Origin of the sequence: Achromobacter kerstersii (assembly GCF_902859595.1) — a bacterium.
In the GTDB taxonomy this organism is placed as follows: domain Bacteria; phylum Pseudomonadota; class Gammaproteobacteria; order Burkholderiales; family Burkholderiaceae_B; genus Achromobacter; species Achromobacter kerstersii.
Genome location: NZ_CADIJQ010000008.1, coordinates 100,445 through 118,031, shown reverse-complemented (window position 1 = coordinate 118,031; position 17,587 = coordinate 100,445). Strand labels below are relative to the sequence as shown.

Below are 17,587 nucleotides of genomic sequence, written 5' to 3'. Positions count from 1 at the left end.
GCCAACGCGCGTCAGGGCGCTACGGTGCTGGCGCGGCAGCCTGCGCCAACGTCGCCGCAACGGGCTGGAAGTTGCGGAAGTCCCAGTCGCGGCCGGGGGCGGCGTCGATCAGGGCGCGGGTGTATTCGTGGCGCGGTTCGGTCAGCACCGTTTCGGCGGAGCCGGTTTCCACCACCTTGCCGCGCTGCATGACCATGATGGTGTCGCAAATCTGCGCGGCCACGCGCAAGTCGTGCGTGATGAACAGCACGCCCACGCCAGTACGCTGGCGCACTTGCTCCAGCAGTTCCAGCACCTGCGCCTGCACAGACACGTCCAGCGCGGACACGGCTTCGTCGGCCACCAGAATTTCCGGGTCCATGACAAGCGCGCGCGCAATGCAGATGCGCTGGCGCTGGCCGCCCGAAAATTGGTGGGGATACCGCCGCATGGCGTCGGGGCTCAGGCCCACGACGGTCAGCGTTTCGCCTGCGCGTTTCAACGCCTGCTCGCGCGGCATGCCGAAGTTGAGCAAACCTTCGATGATGGATTCACCCACCGTGCGGCGCGGGTTCAGTGAACGGTACGGGTCCTGGAACACAATCTGGATGCGGCGGCGCACGGGGCGCAGCGCCGAGCCGGACAGCGTGCTCAAGTCTTCGCCGCCCATCATCATGTGGCCGGCAGTGGGCTCGATCAGGCGCACGATGCAGCGCGCCACCGTGGATTTGCCCGAGCCGGACTCGCCCACGATGCCCAGGATTTCGCCTTTGCGCAGTGTCAGGTTGACGTCGGTAGCCGCAATGACGTTCTGCGCGGCCTTGCGTGAAAACAGCGAGCTCTTGCCGCCATACGTGCGGCCCAGCCCCTTCACGTGCAGCACCGGCTGGCCGTCCGGCGCGTCGCGCCGCATCGGCACCAGGCTCGGTACGGACGACACCAGGCGTCGCGTGTACGACTGCTTGGGTTCGGCCAGAATTTCGTTGCGGGTGCCGCTTTCGATCAGGTCGCCCCGATTCATCACGACGATGCGATCCGAAATTTCCGCCACCACGCCGAAGTCGTGTGTGATGAACAGCACGGCTGTTTTGTGCTTGATTTGCAGTTCCTTGATCAGCGCCAGAATCTGCTTTTGCGTGGTGACGTCCAGCGCGGTGGTGGGCTCGTCGGCGATGAGCAGCTTGGGCTCAAGAATCAGCGCCATCGCGATCACGATGCGCTGGCGCTGCCCGCCCGACAACTGATGCGGATACGCATCGAAGATGCGTTCGACATCCGGCAGGTGTACCGAGCGGAACATGTCCAGCACCTTGGCGCGGCGTTCGGCGCCGCTCATGCGCTTGCGATGCAGGCGCAGCACTTCGTCAACCTGCTTGCCCACGGTATGCACGGGGTTCAGCGCGGTCATGGGTTCCTGGAACACCATGGCCATGCGGGTCGCGCGCATCTCGCGCAGGCGGCGCTGCGAGGCGGTGGCCACATCTTCGCCTTCGACGCGGATGGAACCCGCGCTGATGGAAAGAATGCCCGGGGGCAGCAAGCCCATCACGGCCAGCGACGTGACCGATTTGCCGGAGCCGGATTCGCCAACCACGCACACCGTTTCGCCGGCGTGCACGTCCAGGCTCAGGTTGCGCACCACGCGGTTGCCCGCGCCAGCGACTTCCACCGACAGGTTGCGAATGGCCAGGATGGCGGACGAGGTATCGCCCGCAGGGGGAGTAGGGGAGTAGGTCATCGGCATCAGATCCTGCGCACCATTTTCGGGTCCAGCGCATCGCGCAGGGCGTCGCCCAGGATGTTCACGCTGAGCACCGTCAGCGACAGGAACAGGCCGGGAAAGAGAATCAGGCCGGGCAGCATGCGGAAGTACATGCGGCCTTCGGACATGATGTTGCCCCAGGACGCGATCTCGGGCGGGATGCCCGCGCCCAGGAAGCTCAAGATGGCCTCGGTCAGCATGGCCGACGCGAACACGTACGTGCCTTGCACCGTCAGCGGCGCGATGGTGCTGGGCACCATGTGGCGCCACAGCAGCAGCGGCAGCGGCGTGCCCAGCGCCAGCGCGGCTTCCACATAAGGCTCTCCGCGCACCGTCAGGATCTGCCCGCGCACCAGCCGCACCACCCGCGGAATTTCGGGGATGGTGATGGCGACAAGCACGGTCGTGATGCTGGCGCCGGTAACGGACACCAGGGCAATCGCCAGCAGGATGCCGGGAATGGCCATGATGGCGTCCATCGTGCGCATGATCAGCCCGTCCAGCGAACGGAACCAGCCGGCGATGACGCCGATGACCAGGCCAATGACCACGCTGACGACGGCGGCGCCCAGGCCCGCAATCAGCGAGATGCGCGCGCCATAGGCCACGCGCGACCAGACGTCGCGGCCAAAGGCGTCGGTGCCGAACAGGTAGTCGGTGAAGGGTTGCTTCAGGCGTGCGCCCGGGTTGATGAAGGTGGGGTCCACCGTGCCGAGCAGCGGCGCGAACACGGCGATGGCGACGATGGTGACCAGTACCACCAGCGCCAGCATGACCGGCCAGCTTTTCAGGCCCTGGCGGATTTGCCGCCAGGCGGTAGTGTGAGGATTACCGCCTCCGGGGAGGTCGGCAGCCGCTTGCACGGCGGCATCGGTTGGCGTGTGCATGGCTCTTCCCTAGTATCGGATGCGCGGGTCGAACACCGTGTAGGCGCAATCGACAACCAGATTGATGAACACGTAGACGAACGCGAAGAACAGGGTCAGGCCCTGAATGACGGGGTAGTCACGCGCCAGCACGGCTTCCACCACCAGCCGGCCCAGGCCGGGGATGTTGAACACCGATTCGGTCACGACCACACCGCTGATCAAGAGCGCGATGCCCAGGCCCACGACGGTGGCGATGGGGACGGCCGCATTGCGCAGCGCATGGCCCAGCAGCACGCCAGTTTCACCCAGGCCCTTGGAGCGGGCGGTGCGGATGAAGTCTTCGCCCATGACCTCAATGACGCTGGTGCGCGTGATGCGCGCAATCAACGCCACATAGACCGTGGACAAGGCCAGGGACGGCAGGATGAGCCGGTGCAGATAGAGCCAGAAGCCCTTGGCCAGCGGCGCATACCCTTGCACGTTGAACCAGCCCAGCTTGATGGCGAACAGCCAGATCAGCAGGTAGCCGGTGACGAACACTGGCACCGAAAAGCCCAGTACTGAAAAGCCCATCACGGCGCGGTCCAGCAACTTGCCTTGCCGCCACGCCGCCAGGATGCCCAGCGGAATGGCCACAAGCAGCGTGAAGACCAAGGTCAGCACCGCCAGGCTCAGCGACGGTTCCAGGCGCTGCGCGATCAGTTTGGTGACCGGCACGCCAGACATGAGCGAGGTGCCCAGGTCGCCTTGCAGGAGCTTGCCGCCCCAGATGAAGAACTGTTTGATGACCGGTTGATCCAGGCCCATCGTCTGCCGTATCTGGACGATACGTTCAGGCGTGGCGCCGTCGCCCGCCATGATGATGGCCGGGTCGCCCGGGCTGAAACGCAATATCGCGAAGACCACCACCGCGACCATCACCAAAACGGGGATGGTCGCGAGGAGCCGGCGTGAGACAAATGCCAGCATGTATTTCCCCCTGAACTGCTTGCCCCTTTACGGAGCTTTCTTGACGTTCCAGAACGCAAAGACCGGTGCATGCACCAGGCCGGAGAGCTTGGTCGAGTAGACGGTGGGCACGGACATCTGGCCCAGCGGCACGTACAGGCCTTCGTCGATGCCGATGCGCTGCAATTCGTCGGCGATCTTCTTTTGCTCGGCGGGGTCGGAAGTCAGCGCGAACTTCGTGCGCAGTTCTTCCACTTGCGGCATGTCGGGCCAGCCGAACCAGGCGTTGTCGCCGTTGGCGGCGGCGGGCGCGGAACGCACCGGGTCCATCACGTCAGTGGCGTACCAGTTGGTGTTGTGGATGTTCCAGCCGCCTTCGGCCGGTGCGGCCTTGGAGGCGCGGCGGGTCGCCACGCTTTGCCAGTCCATTGCAGCCAGGTTGACGTTAAAGCCCGCCTTGCGCAGCGCTTGCGCCATCACCACAGGTTGCGCGGACAGCGTGCCCACGTCGGTGGCGTGCATGACGAGGATGGGCGTGTTGTCGTAACCCGCTTCCTTCAGCAGCGCCTTGGCCTTTTCGATGTTCGACGGAACGACGACGTCCTTGCCGATATCGCTTTCCATCGGCGTGCCGCAGCCCCACAACGAGGCGCAGGTCTTCCAGTACTTCGGATTGCCGACCAGCGCCTTCATCACGTCTTCCTGGCCGATTGCGTACATCGCGGCCTGACGGATCTTCTTGTTGTTGAACGGCGGGTGCTTGAAGTTGAAGCGGTACATCGTGAAGTAACCGACCGGGCTGAGCGATTCTTCCTTCAGGTCCGGGTTGCCTTCAATCATCGGCAGCAGGTCATACGGGAACTGTTCGACGAAATCGATCTCGCCGCCCAAGAGCGCGTTGGCGGTCGTGAGCGCATCAGGCATGACGTCCCATTCCACCTTGTCCACGTTCACGACCTTGCCGCCGGCCAGGCCGCTTGCGGGTTCCTTGCGCGGCACGTAGTCGGCGTTCTTGGCGTACACCGTCTTCACGCCCGGCTTGAACTCGATCACCTTGAACGGGCCGGAGCCCGTCATGTCGGTGATGGGCTGGCCGATGGCCTGTTCGGCGATGCGCTTGGGCATCATGAACGGCGCGGTGCCGGTGGGCTTGGACAGGGCGCGCAACGCCAGGTCTGTGGGTTCCTTCATGACGATGCGAAAGCTGTTGTCGTCGATGACTTCAATCTTGTCGGTGAACTTCAACAAGGTGCGGCCCATGCCGTCGCCCGCGGCCCAGCGCTTGATCGACGCCACGCAATCTTCGGACGTGACGGGCTTGCCATCGTGCCATTTCTGGCCGGCGCGCAACGTCATCGTGTAGGTCTTGCCATCAGGCGAGACTTCCCACTTCTCAAGCATCTGGGGCTGGATCTTGTTGTCGGCATCGGTGGCCAGCAACGTGTCGTAGATCATGTAGCCGTGCCACGTCGTGATGTACGCGGTGGTGGCGTGCGGGTCGGTCAAGCGCAACGGTGAGTGCATCACAGACTTGATGACGGTTTCGGCGTAAGCGCCGTGAGCCATCATCAGCGTTGCACCGGCCAGCGCGGCCGCTCGAACAAACTTGAGCATGAAGGTTCCCCTTGAAGCGGTGTGAGCGGCACGGTCGGCCGCTACGTCGTTAACGCGCCGCTCGATGGCGGCGTGCGAGGGTCAGGCTGTTGCGGGCAGGCCGGAAAAGACCGGCCCGCAAGGCGCCATTCTGATGCCGGGACGCAACCGTGTCCATGGTTGTTTTGCCGCATCCATCAGCATGGAGCCAGGGGCGGCGCACACCAGGATCGTGTGCGAGATGGCCGTGAAATCCGCGCGGAAATGCGCTGAACTCTTCACCACCAGAATCGCGGCGCGCGTGGGTTCGACACCGGCGAATCGGAACATTTCCTGGTCGGCCATCTGCACCTTGTTAGAGGCGACGATGATGCGTACGCCGCCGATGCGCAGGCATGCGCTGGGGCCCAGGTCCATGTGGAATCCGCGGTAGAACGCGCCGTGCGTATCGAAGCGTCCGTCTGACGTTTTCTCGACGATGAATTCGCTGTCCAGCGGTTCGTCGTCGGGAATACCCGAGTGTCCACCTAGTGCAATCCGGACCTTGTTTCCAACGCCTGCACGATGCGCGGCCAACGCCGCGGCGGGGTCAACAATCAGACCAATCGCCGTGTCGCGCGCATCGTGGCGGATCAGTGCGCGCAGCATGCCGGTGGTGTCGGAACTGCCGCCTGCGCCGGGGTTGTCTTGCGCGTCGGCGATGACGACGGGTTTCGTGGCGTCGCGTGCCAGCCGCATGGCTTCCTGCACGGCTTCGTCGGGCGTGTAGAGCTTGCCGCCAAAGTCGCGTTCCGCGTTCAACACGGCGCGCGTCATTTCATCGGCGGCGGCATCGGCGTCAGCTTGCGTGGCGCCGTAGGCCCACACGGTGGGCGCGCATTCGGGGAAGTCTGCCGCGGGAAAGCCGGTGGCGAAAGACAGGCTCGTGGCGCCGCGGGTTTCGATCTCGCCCACCAGCGCATACAGGCTGCGCGACGGTTCGATGTCGGTGGATTGCCAGCACAGCGAAATCAGGTAGGGCAGGGCGCGCAACGCCGCGTAAGGGCGCGGCACGCCGGCCAGACGCAGGGACAGCAGCGCGGCGGCGCGTTGCCCGGTCTCGGCCATGTCGATGTGGGGATACGTGCGATAACAAACCAGCGCGTCGGCGTGGCTCACCATCTTGCGCGTGACGTTCGCGTGCAAGTCCAGGCTGGCCACCACAGGCACATTGGGCCCTACCAATTCGCGCACGCGCTTGAGCAGTTCACCTTCGCCGTCATCCAGATGCTCGGTGACCATCGCGCCGTGCAGATCCAGGTACACGCCGTCTAGCGGCATCGCCACCGACAGGCCTTGCAGGATCATTGCGCTGATACGTTCGAACGCGTCTTTGGTGACCAGGCCAGAGGGGCTGGCCGCGGCCCAGGTGGTGGGCACGAGCGTGTGCTGCGCCATGGCTTCGATGAAGCCGGCAACAGGGATGTTCGCACCCGCTACTGCCTGAAACATCGCGGGGCCGCTGACCAGCTTGGGCCAGCCTCCGCCTTTTTCTGCAAAGTCTTCCCACGTGGCGCGCGAAGGCGCGAACGTATTGGTTTCGTGCTGAAAGCCGCCTATCCCGATGCGCATCAGGCATCCCCTTGTATGTGTGTTGTTGCTGTTGTTGCTGTGTCGTATTGCCGGGCGGGCGCGGCCGTGGCCGCGCCCTGTGCTCAAGCTGGGTAATGCGTCCTTCTGTAGGGCTTGTTGAAGCGTCGTGGGGCGAAGCGAAGGATTACTTCGCCACGGGCATGGTGAATTCCGCGCCCTTGGCGATGCTGTCCGGCCAGCGCTGCATCACGCTCTTGTAGCGCGAGTAGAAGCGGATGCCTTCTTCGCCGTAAGCGTGGTGGTCGCCAAACAGCGAACGCTTCCAGCCGCCAAACGAATGCCATGCCATCGGCACGGGAATCGGCACGTTGATGCCGACCATGCCCACCTTGATCTGGCGGGCAAAGGCGCGCGCCACGCCGCCGTCGGACGTGAAGCACGCCACGCCGTTGCCGAATTCATGCGCGTTGATGAGTTCGACTGCGCTGGCGAAGTCCGGCACGCGCACGACGCACAGCACGGGGCCGAAGATTTCTTCGCGGTAGATGTTCATCGCGGGCTTGACGTTGTCGAACAGCGTGCCGCCCAGGAAGTAACCCTTTTCGTTGCCAGGCACCTTCAGGCCGCGGCCATCCACCACCAGATCGGCGCCGGACGCGATGCCGTCTTCGATGTAGCCCACGACCTTGTTGCGGTGCTGCGCGGTAACCAGCGGGCCCATTTCGGCGTCTGACTGCATGCCGTCTTTGACGATCAGCGCCTTCACGCGCGGGATCAGGCGTTCGACCACCTTGTCGGCCACGTCGCCCACCGCCACGGCCACGGAAATCGCCATGCAGCGTTCGCCGGCCGAGCCGTAGGCTGCGCCCATCAATGCGTCGGTGACTTGGTCGAGATCGGCATCGGGCATCACCACCAGGTGGTTCTTGGCGCCGCCCAGCGCCTGCACGCGCTTGCCGCGCTTGGTGCCTTCGGCGTAGATGTATTCGGCGATCGGGGTCGATCCGACGAACGACAGGGCTTCAACGTCCGGATGCGCGATCAGCGCGTCAACGGATTGCTTGTCGCCATGCACGACGTTGAAGACGCCCGGCGGCAGGCCGGCTTCGGTCAGCAGTTCGGCCAGACGCAAGGACGCCGAGGGGTCGCGTTCAGACGGCTTGAGCACGAAGGTGTTGCCGCAGGCGATGGCCACCGGGAACATCCAGCACGGCACCATCATCGGGAAGTTGAACGGCGTAACGCCAGCCACCACGCCCAGGGCCTGGCGCATGCTCCAGTTGTCGATGCCGCCGCCGATCTGGTCGGAGTACTGGCCCTTGAGCAGTTGCGGAATGCCGCAGGCGAATTCGACGATTTCGATGCCGCGCATCACTTCGCCCTTGGCGTCGGAGAAGACCTTGCCGTGTTCGCGGGTGATGAGTTCGGCCAGTTCGTCCTGGTGCTGATCCAACAGCGCCTTGAAGTTGAACAGGATGCGCGCGCGCTTGAGCGCCGGCGTTTCCGACCAGGCCGGGAACGCAGCCTTGGCGGCGGCGACGGCCAGCGCCACGTCTTCGTTGGACGCCAGCGGAATCGACGAGCTGATCTCGCCGGTGGCGGGGTTGAAGCCATCAGCGTAGCGGCTGCTGCGGCCGTCGTAGTGTTGGCCGTTGATGAAATGAGGAATCTTCTTCATGGTGCGGAGGCTCGAAGCGGAGTTCTTTAAAAACGCCCGAGGGCGGCCATCGGCCGCCCGCGGGATTGGGTCAGGATGCGCGGCAGGGCCGCGATGTTTGGGTCACCATCTTGGGGTCACTGTGTTGAGGTCAATATCTTGAGGCCAACATGTTGAGGTCAACATCAGGCTCAAGCGACTTCTTTCAGCACCTTGCCGATCTGTTCGAAGATTTGGCCGATCTGGGCCTCGTCGATGATCAGCGGCGGCGAGACGGCGATGATGTCGCCGGTATAACGCACCATCAAGCCGTTGTCGAAGCACTTCTGGAACACTTCGCCTGCGCGGGCGCCCGGCGCACCGGCACGCGAAGACAGTTCGATGCCGGCGACGAGACCCAGATTGCGCACGTCGATGACGTGCGGCGCGCCCTTCAGGCTGTGGGCGGCGTCCTGGAAGGCGCCAGACAGCTTGCGGGCGCGGGCAAAAAGTTCGTCGCGGCGGTAGATGTCCAGCGTGGCCAGAATGGCGGCGGCGGCCAGCGGGTGCGCCGAATAGGTATAGCCGTGGAAGAATTCGATGCCGCCTGCCGGGCCGTTGACGATGGCGTCGTGGACTTCGCGTTTGACGGCCACTGCGCCGGCCGGCACGGCGGCGTTGCTGACGCCCTTGGCCATGGCGATGATGTCCGGCGTGACGCCGAAGAATTCGGAGGCAGTGGCGGCGCCCAGGCGGCCGTAGGCGGTGATGACTTCGTCAAAAATCAGCAGGATGCCGTGCTTGGACGTGATCTCGCGCAGCTTTTCCAGATAGCCCTTGGGCGGAATCAGCACGCCGGTGGAACCCGCCATGGGTTCGACGATGACTGCCGCAATGGTGGACGCGTCGTGCAGGGCGACGATGCGTTCCAGTTCTTCGGCCAGGTGCGCACCCCAGGCAGGCTGGCCCTGGGAGTAGGCGTTCTGCTCCAGGTTGTGCGTGTGGGGCAGGTGGTCGACGGCGGGCAGCAGCGCGCCGGAGAAGGTTTTGCGGTTGGTCGAAATGCCGCCGACCGAGATGCCGCCAAAGCCCACGCCGTGGTAGCCGCGTTCACGGCCGATCAGGCGGGTGCGCTGGCCTTCGCCGCGGGCGCGGTGGTAGGCCAGGGCAATTTTCAGCGAGGTGTCGACGGATTCGGAACCCGAGTTCGTGAAGAAGACGCGGTCCAGCCCTTGCGGCATCAGGCCGGCGACGGCGGTGGCGGCTTCAAAGGCCAGCGGGTGGCCCAGCTGGAAGCCCGGCGCGTAATCCATGATGCCGGCCTGGCGGGAGATCGCATCGACGATTTCCTGGCGGCCGTGGCCGGCGTTGACGCACCACAGGCCGGCGGTGCCGTCCAGAATCTGGCGGCCATCGGCCGACGTGTAATGCATGCCTTTGGCCGTTGCCAGCATGCGCGGGTGCGCCTTGAACTGCTTGTTGGCAGTGAAGGGCATCCAGAGATGAGACAGATCGGGCAACTCGGCGGGGGCGTTCATGGCGGCTCCAGGGTAAGGACAAGCGGCGGGTCTGCATGAATAGGGCGCAGCCGCCGCGATTCGAATGATTCTGGTACGTCCTACGGGGAATGAAAATATACGATCTGCGCAAAGGCCGCTAACTGTATAGTCACGAGTGGCCCAACTGTACAGTTATCTCCGTGATTGATTTCCAGCCTAACCGTGCCCGTGGACTCGCGCCCACACTCGTCGAACAGCTGGTCGCGGCCATTCTGCGCGCCATCGAGGAGCAGACCCTGCGTCCGGGTATGTCCCTACCCTCGGTGCGCGAGTTTGCCCGGCAGTACGGTGTCAGCACCTTCACGGTGGCCAGCGCCTACAGCCGGTTGGTGTCTTTGGGCTGGCTGGCGGCGCGGCCCGGCGCGGGCTACCGGGTGGCCACGCCCGACGCGCCCGCGCGCCGGGGCGAACCGCTGTCATGGGAGCCGCCGCGGCTGAATGCCGGCTGGCTGCTGTCGGACATCTTTGCGGACCATTCCATCCCGATCAAGTCGGGTTGCGGCTGGCTGCCCGGTGAATGGCTGAATGAAGAAGGCATGCACGTGGCGCTGCGGCACGTGGGGCGCGTGCCGGCCATGCGTATCGCCAATTATGGGCATCCGTACGGCTACGCGCCGTTGCGCGAGACCATCGCGGCCACGTTAAGCGCACAGGGCATGGACGTGGAGGTGTCGCAGGTGCTGCTGACCCAGGGCGTCACGCACGGTCTGGACATGGTGATCCGCACGCTGCTGCGGCCGGGCGACACGGTGGTGGTCGAACAGCCCGCCTACGCGAACCTGTTGCAGATGCTGCGGCTGGCGGGGCTGCGTGTGGTGTCGGTGCCGCGCACGGTGGACGGGCTGGATTGCGACGCGCTGGAACGCGTGGCGGCCCAGCACCGGCCGCGCGCGTTGTTCATCAACACCGCCTTGCAGAACCCGTCGGGCGCCAGCATCGGCATGGCCAACGCGTTCCGGATTCTGCAAGCGGCCGAGCGGCATGGCTTGTGGGTGATTGAAGACGATATCTCTCGCGAACTCGCGCCGGGCGTGACGCCGATGCTGGCGGCGCTGGATGGCGCGCGGCGCGTGGTGTATCTGGGCGGCTATTCCAAAGTCATCAGCCCGTCGGTGCGGGTGGGGTATGTGGTGGCGCATCGTGATCTGGTGCGTGACATTGCGCGCACGAAGATGGCGGTGGGGCTGACTTCACCCGAGATCATGGAGCGCATCGTGCACCAGGTCATTCGCGAAGGGCGCTACCGCGCGCACATCGCGCGCACGCGGGAACGGCTGGCCGGGGCGCATACCGTGGTGGCCGAGCAGATGCGGCAGCACGGATTCGACGTGTATGGGCGGCCCCAAGGCGGCCTGTTCCTGTGGGCCAAGGTGGCGGGCGAATGGCGGGCGCGCGGCGCGAACGGCCTGGCCGAATTGGCGCTGAAGGACGGTATCTGGCTGGCGCCGGGGTCTTACTTTGAAGTGGATGAAGCCGATACGCCCTGGGTGCGGTTCAACGTGGCGTATTCAGAGGCGCCAGCGTTGTGGCGGTTCATGAGGAATGCGGGGGCGGTTTGATGGGTTACGCGCGATGAGCGTGTGGTCCGATGCCGCCGCTGCGCCGCCGTCCGTAGGATGGGTGTAGCGCGCAAAGCTGCAAAAAAGAACCCAGCTGCCCAACGCGCAAACCCATCAGGCGCCCGACCTCTCGTAGGTCACAAAATCGTACTCATATCCGTTTTCCGCCGGCTGTTTTTCGCGTGCGGTTTCCTTCCACTGGAAGGCGGGCAGCAACGGGAAAAACGCGTCGCCTTCCACGTCGGCATGAACTTCCGTTGCCAGCACGCGTTGGGCAAGCGGCAGCGCGTGCGTGTAGATCTGCGCACCGCCAATCACGAAGGCTTGATCCACATCGCCGCAGGCGGCGATGGCGGCGTCCAGCGTGGGCACGACAGTGGCGCCCGTGGCGGCGAAGTCCGGGTTGCGGCTGATCACGATGTTGAGTCGGCCTGGCAGCGGGCGGCCCAGCGAATCCCAGGTTTTGCGGCCCATGATGATGGGGTGGCCCAGCGTGCTGCGCTTGAAGTGCGCCAGATCGCCCGGCAGTTTCCAGGGCAGGGCGTTGTCGCGGCCGATGGCGCGATTGGTGGAGTAGGCGACGATCAGGGTAAGGCTGGCGGGCATGCGGGCTTGCTACGGTTGGGGGCGGGCCGGGGGTCGGCCAGCGCAACGGCGTAAGCGTAGCAAATTCTGCCGCCCGGTCAGGTCCGGTGCGGCCGTATTGGCCGCGTCAACCTACCGCTTCAACCTACCGCTTCAACCTACCGCGTGTTCCAGGAATTCCGTCGCCGGCATCGGGCGGCCCAGCAGGAAGCCTTGCAGCGAATCGCAACCCAGGCCCGTCAGGAACTTCTGTTGTGCGGCGGTTTCCACGCCCTCGGCCACGATCCGCAGATTCAGCTGCTGCGCCAGCGCGACGATGGCGGACACAATGGCCGCGTCCTCATTGTCGTTTTCCAGCTGGTTCACAAAGCCGCGGTCAATCTTCAGTTCGGTGGCGGGCAGGCGCTTCAGATACAGCAGGCTGGAATAGCCGGTGCCGAAGTCGTCGATGGAAATGGTGACCCCCAGCCCCGACAGGCGCTTGAGCACGGCCAGGCTGGCTTCGGCGTCGCGCATGGCGGTGGATTCGGTCACTTCCAGGGTCAGGCAGGCGGGCGGCACATCGTGGCGCGCCAGTGCCGAGCGCACGGTTTCCACCAGGCTGGCGTGGGCGAACTGCAAGGCCGAAATGTTGACGGCGATGGTCCAGTGGCCTTGGCCGGCGTTGATCCATTCCCGCATCTGGCGGCAGGCTTCGTTGATGACCCATTCCCCGATCGACAGGATCAGGCCCGTCTTTTCGGCCGTGGGAATGAACTGATCGGGCCCAACCAGGCCGCGCGTGGGATGGTTCCAGCGCAGCAGCGCTTCGGCGCCCATGATGGGGCCGGCGGGCGCTTCGTACTTGGGCTGATAGTGCAGCACGAACTGGCCGCGTTCCTGCGCCAGCCGCAGGTCGTGCAGCAATTCGATCTGTTCATGCGCGTCCGCGTTCATGGACGGCTCGAAGAAGCTGTAGCCGGTGCCTCCCAGGCGCTTGGCGTGATACATCGCGGCGTCGGCGTTGGTCAGCAGCGTATGGGTGTCTTCGCCATCGTTGGGGTAGATGGCGATGCCCACGCTGGAGGTCACCAGCACTTCGTGGCCATAGACCATGACGGGGCGGGCGATGGCTTCGATCAGGCGGTCGGCCACGTTGGCGGCGTCGGTGGGTTCGATGACTTCGCTTAACACGATGAATTCGTCGCCACCCAGGCGGGCAACGGTGTCCTGCGTGCGCAGCGCCTGGCGGATGCGTTGGGCCAGGTCGATCAGCAGCGCGTCGCCGGTGTGGTGGCCATAGGCGTCGTTGACCGCCTTGAAGCCATCCAGGTCGAAGAACAGCACCGCGAAATAGCCCTTGCGGCGGCTCGCGCTTTCAATCGCCTGCTCCATTCGGTCTTCAAGCAGGATGCGGTTGGGCAGCTTGGTCAGCGTGTCATGCAGCGCCAGTTGCACGAGCTCTTCGTTGGCTTCGGCCAACGAAGAGGCCAGCGCCGACGTGCGCGCCTCCAGCCGGTTGTCCAGCACGGCCACGACCAGCGCGATGGCCAGCACGCTCAGCGTGACGGCGGTAACGGCAATGGCCAGCCAGCCGGCCGAGATGCCGCCGTCGGCGGCCATGCAGATGCTGCCGGCAGGAAAACTTGCTGCTTCCATGCCCGAATAATGCATGCCCACGATGGCGATGCCCATGACGACGGACGCCAACGGGCGGGACAAGGCCACGCGCGGCCCGTCATGGCGCAGCCGGTAGGTAATCCACAGCGCGGCGCCCGAGGCGGCCACGGCAATCCCGATCGACAGTGCGAACCATTTGGGGTCGTAGTCGATGCCGGGCGCCATCCGCATGGCGGCCATACCCAGGTAATGCATCGCGGCAATGCCCGCGCCCATCAGCAGGGCGCCCGCCACCAGTCTGGTCCAGGGCAGCTCGTCCTTGCAGACAATCCACAGAGCAAAGGCCGAGCAGCCGATGGCGATGGCTAGCGACAAGGCGGTGAGCGGCAGGTCGTAGCCCATGGGAATGGGCAGATTGAAGGCCAGCATGCCGACAAAGTGCATGGACCAGATGCCGATGCCCATGGCGAACGCACCCCCTGCCAACCAGTAGCGCGCGGCTGGCAGCCCGTTCGAGGCCCTTACGCGATTGGCCATGCCCAACGCCGTATATGACGCCAGGATGGCGACCCCTAGGGATACGAGGACGAGCGAAGGGTTATAAGTTCCAACGAGCATGTGTGGGGTCCTGTCCTGAGCGCTTGCTGCTGTCGCGCCGGCCTCAAATCAAATCAATTAGTAGTCAACCGTTGCAATTGGGTCGTAAGACACTGCTTCAGTCGACGCTGGCGATTTACGTACTCTCTTGTCGGGAAGGGGGATGCGGCGGGCATGGCCTGCGGTTGGCGCTGCCGGGTGTGCCGCGCTGCATTGCGGCAAGCGACAGGCGCGGCGCGGCATGGGCCGGTCGGAAGCCTGGGCGCGCGCGAAACTCTGGACGCGCGTCCGTGGCTAAGGGATGGGTTATACCGAAATCGCGCTTCCAGAAGCTCACCAATCTTCACTTAAGGCCGACGAGCGCGGCAAACCCGCCGCGGCGGCGCCAGCGGCGGTTAGGGGTCGCGTCCCGGATTGCCGGAGTCGGCAAGCCGGGCGCGATCTTACACGGCCATGGGCGCGGTGAGGGGGGCGTGATGCGTGTAGCCGGACAACGAGAAATCGCCCGGTTCCACCTTTTCCAGCCATTCGGGTTCGTAGCGGCCCGTGACGGCGAAATCGGGGATGCGATCAGACAGCACCAGCTTGGGCGATTCGTAAGGCTCGCGGGTGAGCTGTTCGCGCAGCATCGGCAGGTGGTTTTCGTAGATGTGCGCGTCGCCAATGAAGTACGTGAACCAGCGCGGGGTGTAGCCGGTCAGGCGGCCCACCAGATGCAGCAGCGCGGCGCCTTCCGTCAGATTGAACGGCGTGCCCAGCCCGACATCGTTGGAACGGATGTACAGGCAGAGCGAGATCTCGCGCGTGGTCGCGTTGGGCAGGAATTGATAGAGCAGATGGCAGGGCGGCAGCGCCATTTCTTCGATCTGCGCCCAGTTCCAGCCGTGGAACAGGATGCGGCGGTCGCCCGGGCGTTCATGGATGGTGTCCAGGCATTGACGCAACTGGTCCACGGCCTTGTACATCAGCACCTTCGGCACGCCGCCTTCATTCAGGTCAGAGACCTTGGCGTAGCCGCGCGACAAGGCGTCTTCGATCTGGGCCGGGCGGCTGGCGTCCAATACCTTATAGGCAGGCCACTGGCGCCATTGCACGCCGTACACGGGGCCCAGGTCGTCCGGGCCTTCGCGGTACGGGTTGGCCAGCCACTGGCTGTTCTCGTTGGCGTTCTGGTCCCAGACCTTGCAGCCCAGTTCACGGAATTCCGCGGCGCTGCGCGAGGCCCGCATGAAACCCACCATTTCACCGATGGCGGACTTGAAGGCCAGCTTCTTGGTGGTGACGGCGGGGAAGCCTTTTTGCAGGTCAAAGCGCAGCGACGCGCCCGGCATGCTGATCGTGCGGATGCCCGTTCGGTTTTCCTGCCACGAGCCGGTGTCCAGGATGGATTGAACGAGGTCTAGATATTGTTTCATGGCGGTCCTCAGGCAGCGGCGGGCGCTTCCTGCGTGTCGACGATTTCAACCGAGAACGTCATGGCCGCGGTCTTTTCCAGCATGGCCGAGGCCGAGCAGTACTTCTCGTGCGACAACTGCACCGCGCGTTCGACGGCGGCTTGCGGCAGATTGCGGCCGGTGACGGTGAATGCGAAATGGATGCGGGTGAAGACCTTCGGGTCGGTATCGGCGCGATCCGCCTGGAGCTTGACGCTGCAACCCGTGACCGCATGGCGGCCACGTTTCAGGATCAGCACCACGTCATAGGCCGTGCAGCCGCCGGTGCCGGCCAGCAGCATTTCCATCGGGCGGGGGGCCAGATTGTGTCCGCCGCCGTCTACAGCGCCATCCATCACGGCCACATGGCCGCTGCCGGTGCTGGCGGTAAAGAGCATGCCATTGGGGCCGCCCCAGTCGATCGTGCATTCCATTTCGAGTGTCCTTGAGCTTTGAGCGCAGTCAATGGCTGATGATACCTGTTGCGTACAATTCCAGGCACGAGAGCCCCGCCCCGCATCAGGGGTGTGCGCGCCAGTCTTCTCGAGGAGTAGTCCATGTCCACCGCCCTGTCCCGATCCGGCCCTGTTTCCTTCCTGCGCCGGACGAGCCCCCTGGATGCCTTGCTGGCCGAAGCCGACCGCGCGCTGCGCGTGCTGTCCAACAGCGCCACCGCCGGCCGGCCCTATCCCGCCAAGGCCCCCGAGGCGCCGGATACCCTGTCCGTGCAGGAAAAACGCCACGCAGCGGGCTTGATGCGGGTGAACCATGTGGGCGAGGTCTGCGCGCAGGCGTTGTATCGGGGGCAGGCGTCTGTGTGCCGCGAACCCGCTCCGCGCGAGTTGCTGCTGAACGCTGCGTCGGAAGAAGTGGACCATCTGGTCTGGTGCAACGAGCGATTGACCGAGCTGAACAGCCGGCCCAGCCTGCTGAATCCGGTCTGGTACGCGGGTTCGTTTGCCATGGGCGTGCTGGCCAGCGTGGCCGGCGTGCCAAAAAATTTGGGCTTCATGGCCGAAACCGAGCGGCAGGTCGAGGCCCATCTGGAAGAACATTTACGCACCTTACCGGTGCAAGACGAGCGCTCGCGCGAAATCGTCCGAAAGATGAAGGATGACGAGGCCGAGCACCGCGCCAGCGCCGAGCGGGCAGGGGGCGTGCCGCTGCCGGGCCCAGTAAAGACGGCCATGCGCGCGATGTCCAAGGTCATGACGACGACGGCGTACTGGATCTGACATCGGCGGTTGCTAAAATGTTGCAGTGCGCAAATTCCGCAACGTTGTGGTGCGCGGCGCACTGATCTGGTGCAAAAAACAGGGTGGGATTACCCGGTGCCGTTCAGGGTAAATCCCCAAGGGGTTTACCCATTCGGCAAAAACCCTTTTTTTGGCTAGACCTATTGTTTGTGCGGGTCTTCAGAGGGTCGGATTGAAATTTGCGGCAAAAACGCAACGTGAAATCTGGCCTTCTAAAGAGATTGAAAAAATTCTTGCAACGCACAAAAAACCTCGGTACTATTCACTCATCGGATGTTGAAACGCAGTCGGCGCGGTGCAAAACCCCGACAGCGCAGCGAGCAGAAGGTCAGCTCCCAACATGCCACGGTTGTCTCCTCCACCCTCCTCCTTTGGTGGATTTAGCCCGAGATCTCACGATCTCGGGCTTTTTTTTACGTCAAAATAATCCGTCCCTATTTTTAAGAGGCGCGACACCGCCAGTGCGGCCATTCGCCGTCTCCTCCCTATGGCGGCATCCGCGTTTTCCCTGGGATATTTCGCGTGTTCCGAGGCGGAAAGCTCTACAATCCTTCGCATGAAACCTGACCTTCCGCGCGTTCGCGGTGTTGTTGCATCCGCCCCTTCCCGGCCACGGCGGGTTGGCTTTCGAACAGCCCAA

General features: G+C 64.4%; 13 protein-coding genes. 2 read left to right on the top strand and 11 right to left on the bottom strand.

The window, feature by feature from the left end:
- Nucleotides 1-19 precede the first annotated feature (19 nt).
- The 7 genes from HV765_RS21855 to aptA form a co-directional block, all read right to left on the bottom strand.
- Nucleotides 20-1,717 (bottom strand): ABC transporter ATP-binding protein, encoded by a 1,698-nt coding sequence (locus HV765_RS21855; protein WP_054423187.1) that lies wholly within the window; start codon nt 1,715-1,717, stop codon nt 20-22.
- A gap of 5 nt (nt 1,718-1,722) precedes the next feature.
- Nucleotides 1,723-2,628, bottom strand: coding sequence for an ABC transporter permease (locus HV765_RS21850; RefSeq protein WP_175170928.1), 906 nt, complete (start codon nt 2,626-2,628; stop codon nt 1,723-1,725).
- A 9-nt stretch (nt 2,629-2,637) separates the two neighbouring features.
- Nucleotides 2,638-3,579 carry an ABC transporter permease gene (locus tag HV765_RS21845; protein WP_175170927.1) on the bottom strand — a complete coding sequence of 314 codons (942 nt, stop codon included), beginning with the start codon at nt 3,577-3,579 and terminating at the stop codon, nt 2,638-2,640.
- A gap of 27 nt (nt 3,580-3,606) precedes the next feature.
- Complete coding sequence (locus tag HV765_RS21840; RefSeq protein ID WP_054423184.1) at nt 3,607-5,172, bottom strand: ABC transporter substrate-binding protein; 1,566 nt, start codon at nt 5,170-5,172, stop codon at nt 3,607-3,609.
- An 81-nt stretch (nt 5,173-5,253) separates the two neighbouring features.
- Nucleotides 5,254-6,762 carry a M81 family metallopeptidase gene (locus HV765_RS21835; RefSeq protein WP_175170926.1) on the bottom strand — a complete coding sequence of 503 codons (1,509 nt, stop codon included), beginning with the start codon at nt 6,760-6,762 and terminating at the stop codon, nt 5,254-5,256.
- Between the two features lie 145 nt (nt 6,763-6,907).
- Nucleotides 6,908-8,401: a CoA-acylating methylmalonate-semialdehyde dehydrogenase gene (locus HV765_RS21830; protein ID WP_175170925.1), complete on the bottom strand. Its 1,494-nt coding sequence runs from the start codon at nt 8,399-8,401 to the stop codon at nt 6,908-6,910.
- 170 nt (nt 8,402-8,571) lie between these two features.
- On the bottom strand, nt 8,572-9,897 hold the full coding sequence (gene aptA, locus HV765_RS21825) for an omega-aminotransferase AptA (RefSeq protein ID WP_054423181.1): 1,326 nt from the start codon (nt 9,895-9,897) through the stop codon (nt 8,572-8,574).
- A gap of 161 nt (nt 9,898-10,058) precedes the next feature.
- On the opposite strand from aptA, the gene HV765_RS21820 reads away from it, so the two are divergent.
- Complete coding sequence (locus HV765_RS21820; RefSeq protein WP_175170924.1) at nt 10,059-11,477, top strand: aminotransferase-like domain-containing protein; 1,419 nt, start codon at nt 10,059-10,061, stop codon at nt 11,475-11,477.
- A 114-nt stretch (nt 11,478-11,591) separates the two neighbouring features.
- Here HV765_RS21820 and HV765_RS21815 read toward each other — a convergent pair whose 3' ends face one another.
- The 4 genes from HV765_RS21815 to HV765_RS21800 form a co-directional block, all read right to left on the bottom strand.
- The gene (locus HV765_RS21815; protein WP_175170923.1) at nt 11,592-12,083 is read right to left on the bottom strand and encodes a dihydrofolate reductase; all 492 of its coding nucleotides are present in this window, start codon (nt 12,081-12,083) and stop codon (nt 11,592-11,594) included.
- A 132-nt stretch (nt 12,084-12,215) separates the two neighbouring features.
- Nucleotides 12,216-14,279 carry a putative bifunctional diguanylate cyclase/phosphodiesterase gene (locus tag HV765_RS21810; RefSeq protein WP_054423178.1) on the bottom strand — a complete coding sequence of 688 codons (2,064 nt, stop codon included), beginning with the start codon at nt 14,277-14,279 and terminating at the stop codon, nt 12,216-12,218.
- A gap of 422 nt (nt 14,280-14,701) precedes the next feature.
- The gene (locus HV765_RS21805; RefSeq protein ID WP_175170922.1) at nt 14,702-15,673 is read right to left on the bottom strand and encodes a thymidylate synthase; all 972 of its coding nucleotides are present in this window, start codon (nt 15,671-15,673) and stop codon (nt 14,702-14,704) included.
- Nucleotides 15,674-15,681: 8 nt separating this feature from the next.
- On the bottom strand, nt 15,682-16,125 hold the full coding sequence (locus HV765_RS21800; RefSeq protein ID WP_054423176.1) for an OsmC family protein: 444 nt from the start codon (nt 16,123-16,125) through the stop codon (nt 15,682-15,684).
- 123 nt (nt 16,126-16,248) lie between these two features.
- Between HV765_RS21800 and coq7 the strand changes: the two genes are divergently transcribed.
- On the top strand, nt 16,249-16,926 hold the full coding sequence (coq7, locus tag HV765_RS21795; RefSeq protein ID WP_175170921.1) for a 2-polyprenyl-3-methyl-6-methoxy-1,4-benzoquinone monooxygenase: 678 nt from the start codon (nt 16,249-16,251) through the stop codon (nt 16,924-16,926).
- Nucleotides 16,927-17,587: the final 661 nt, after the last annotated feature.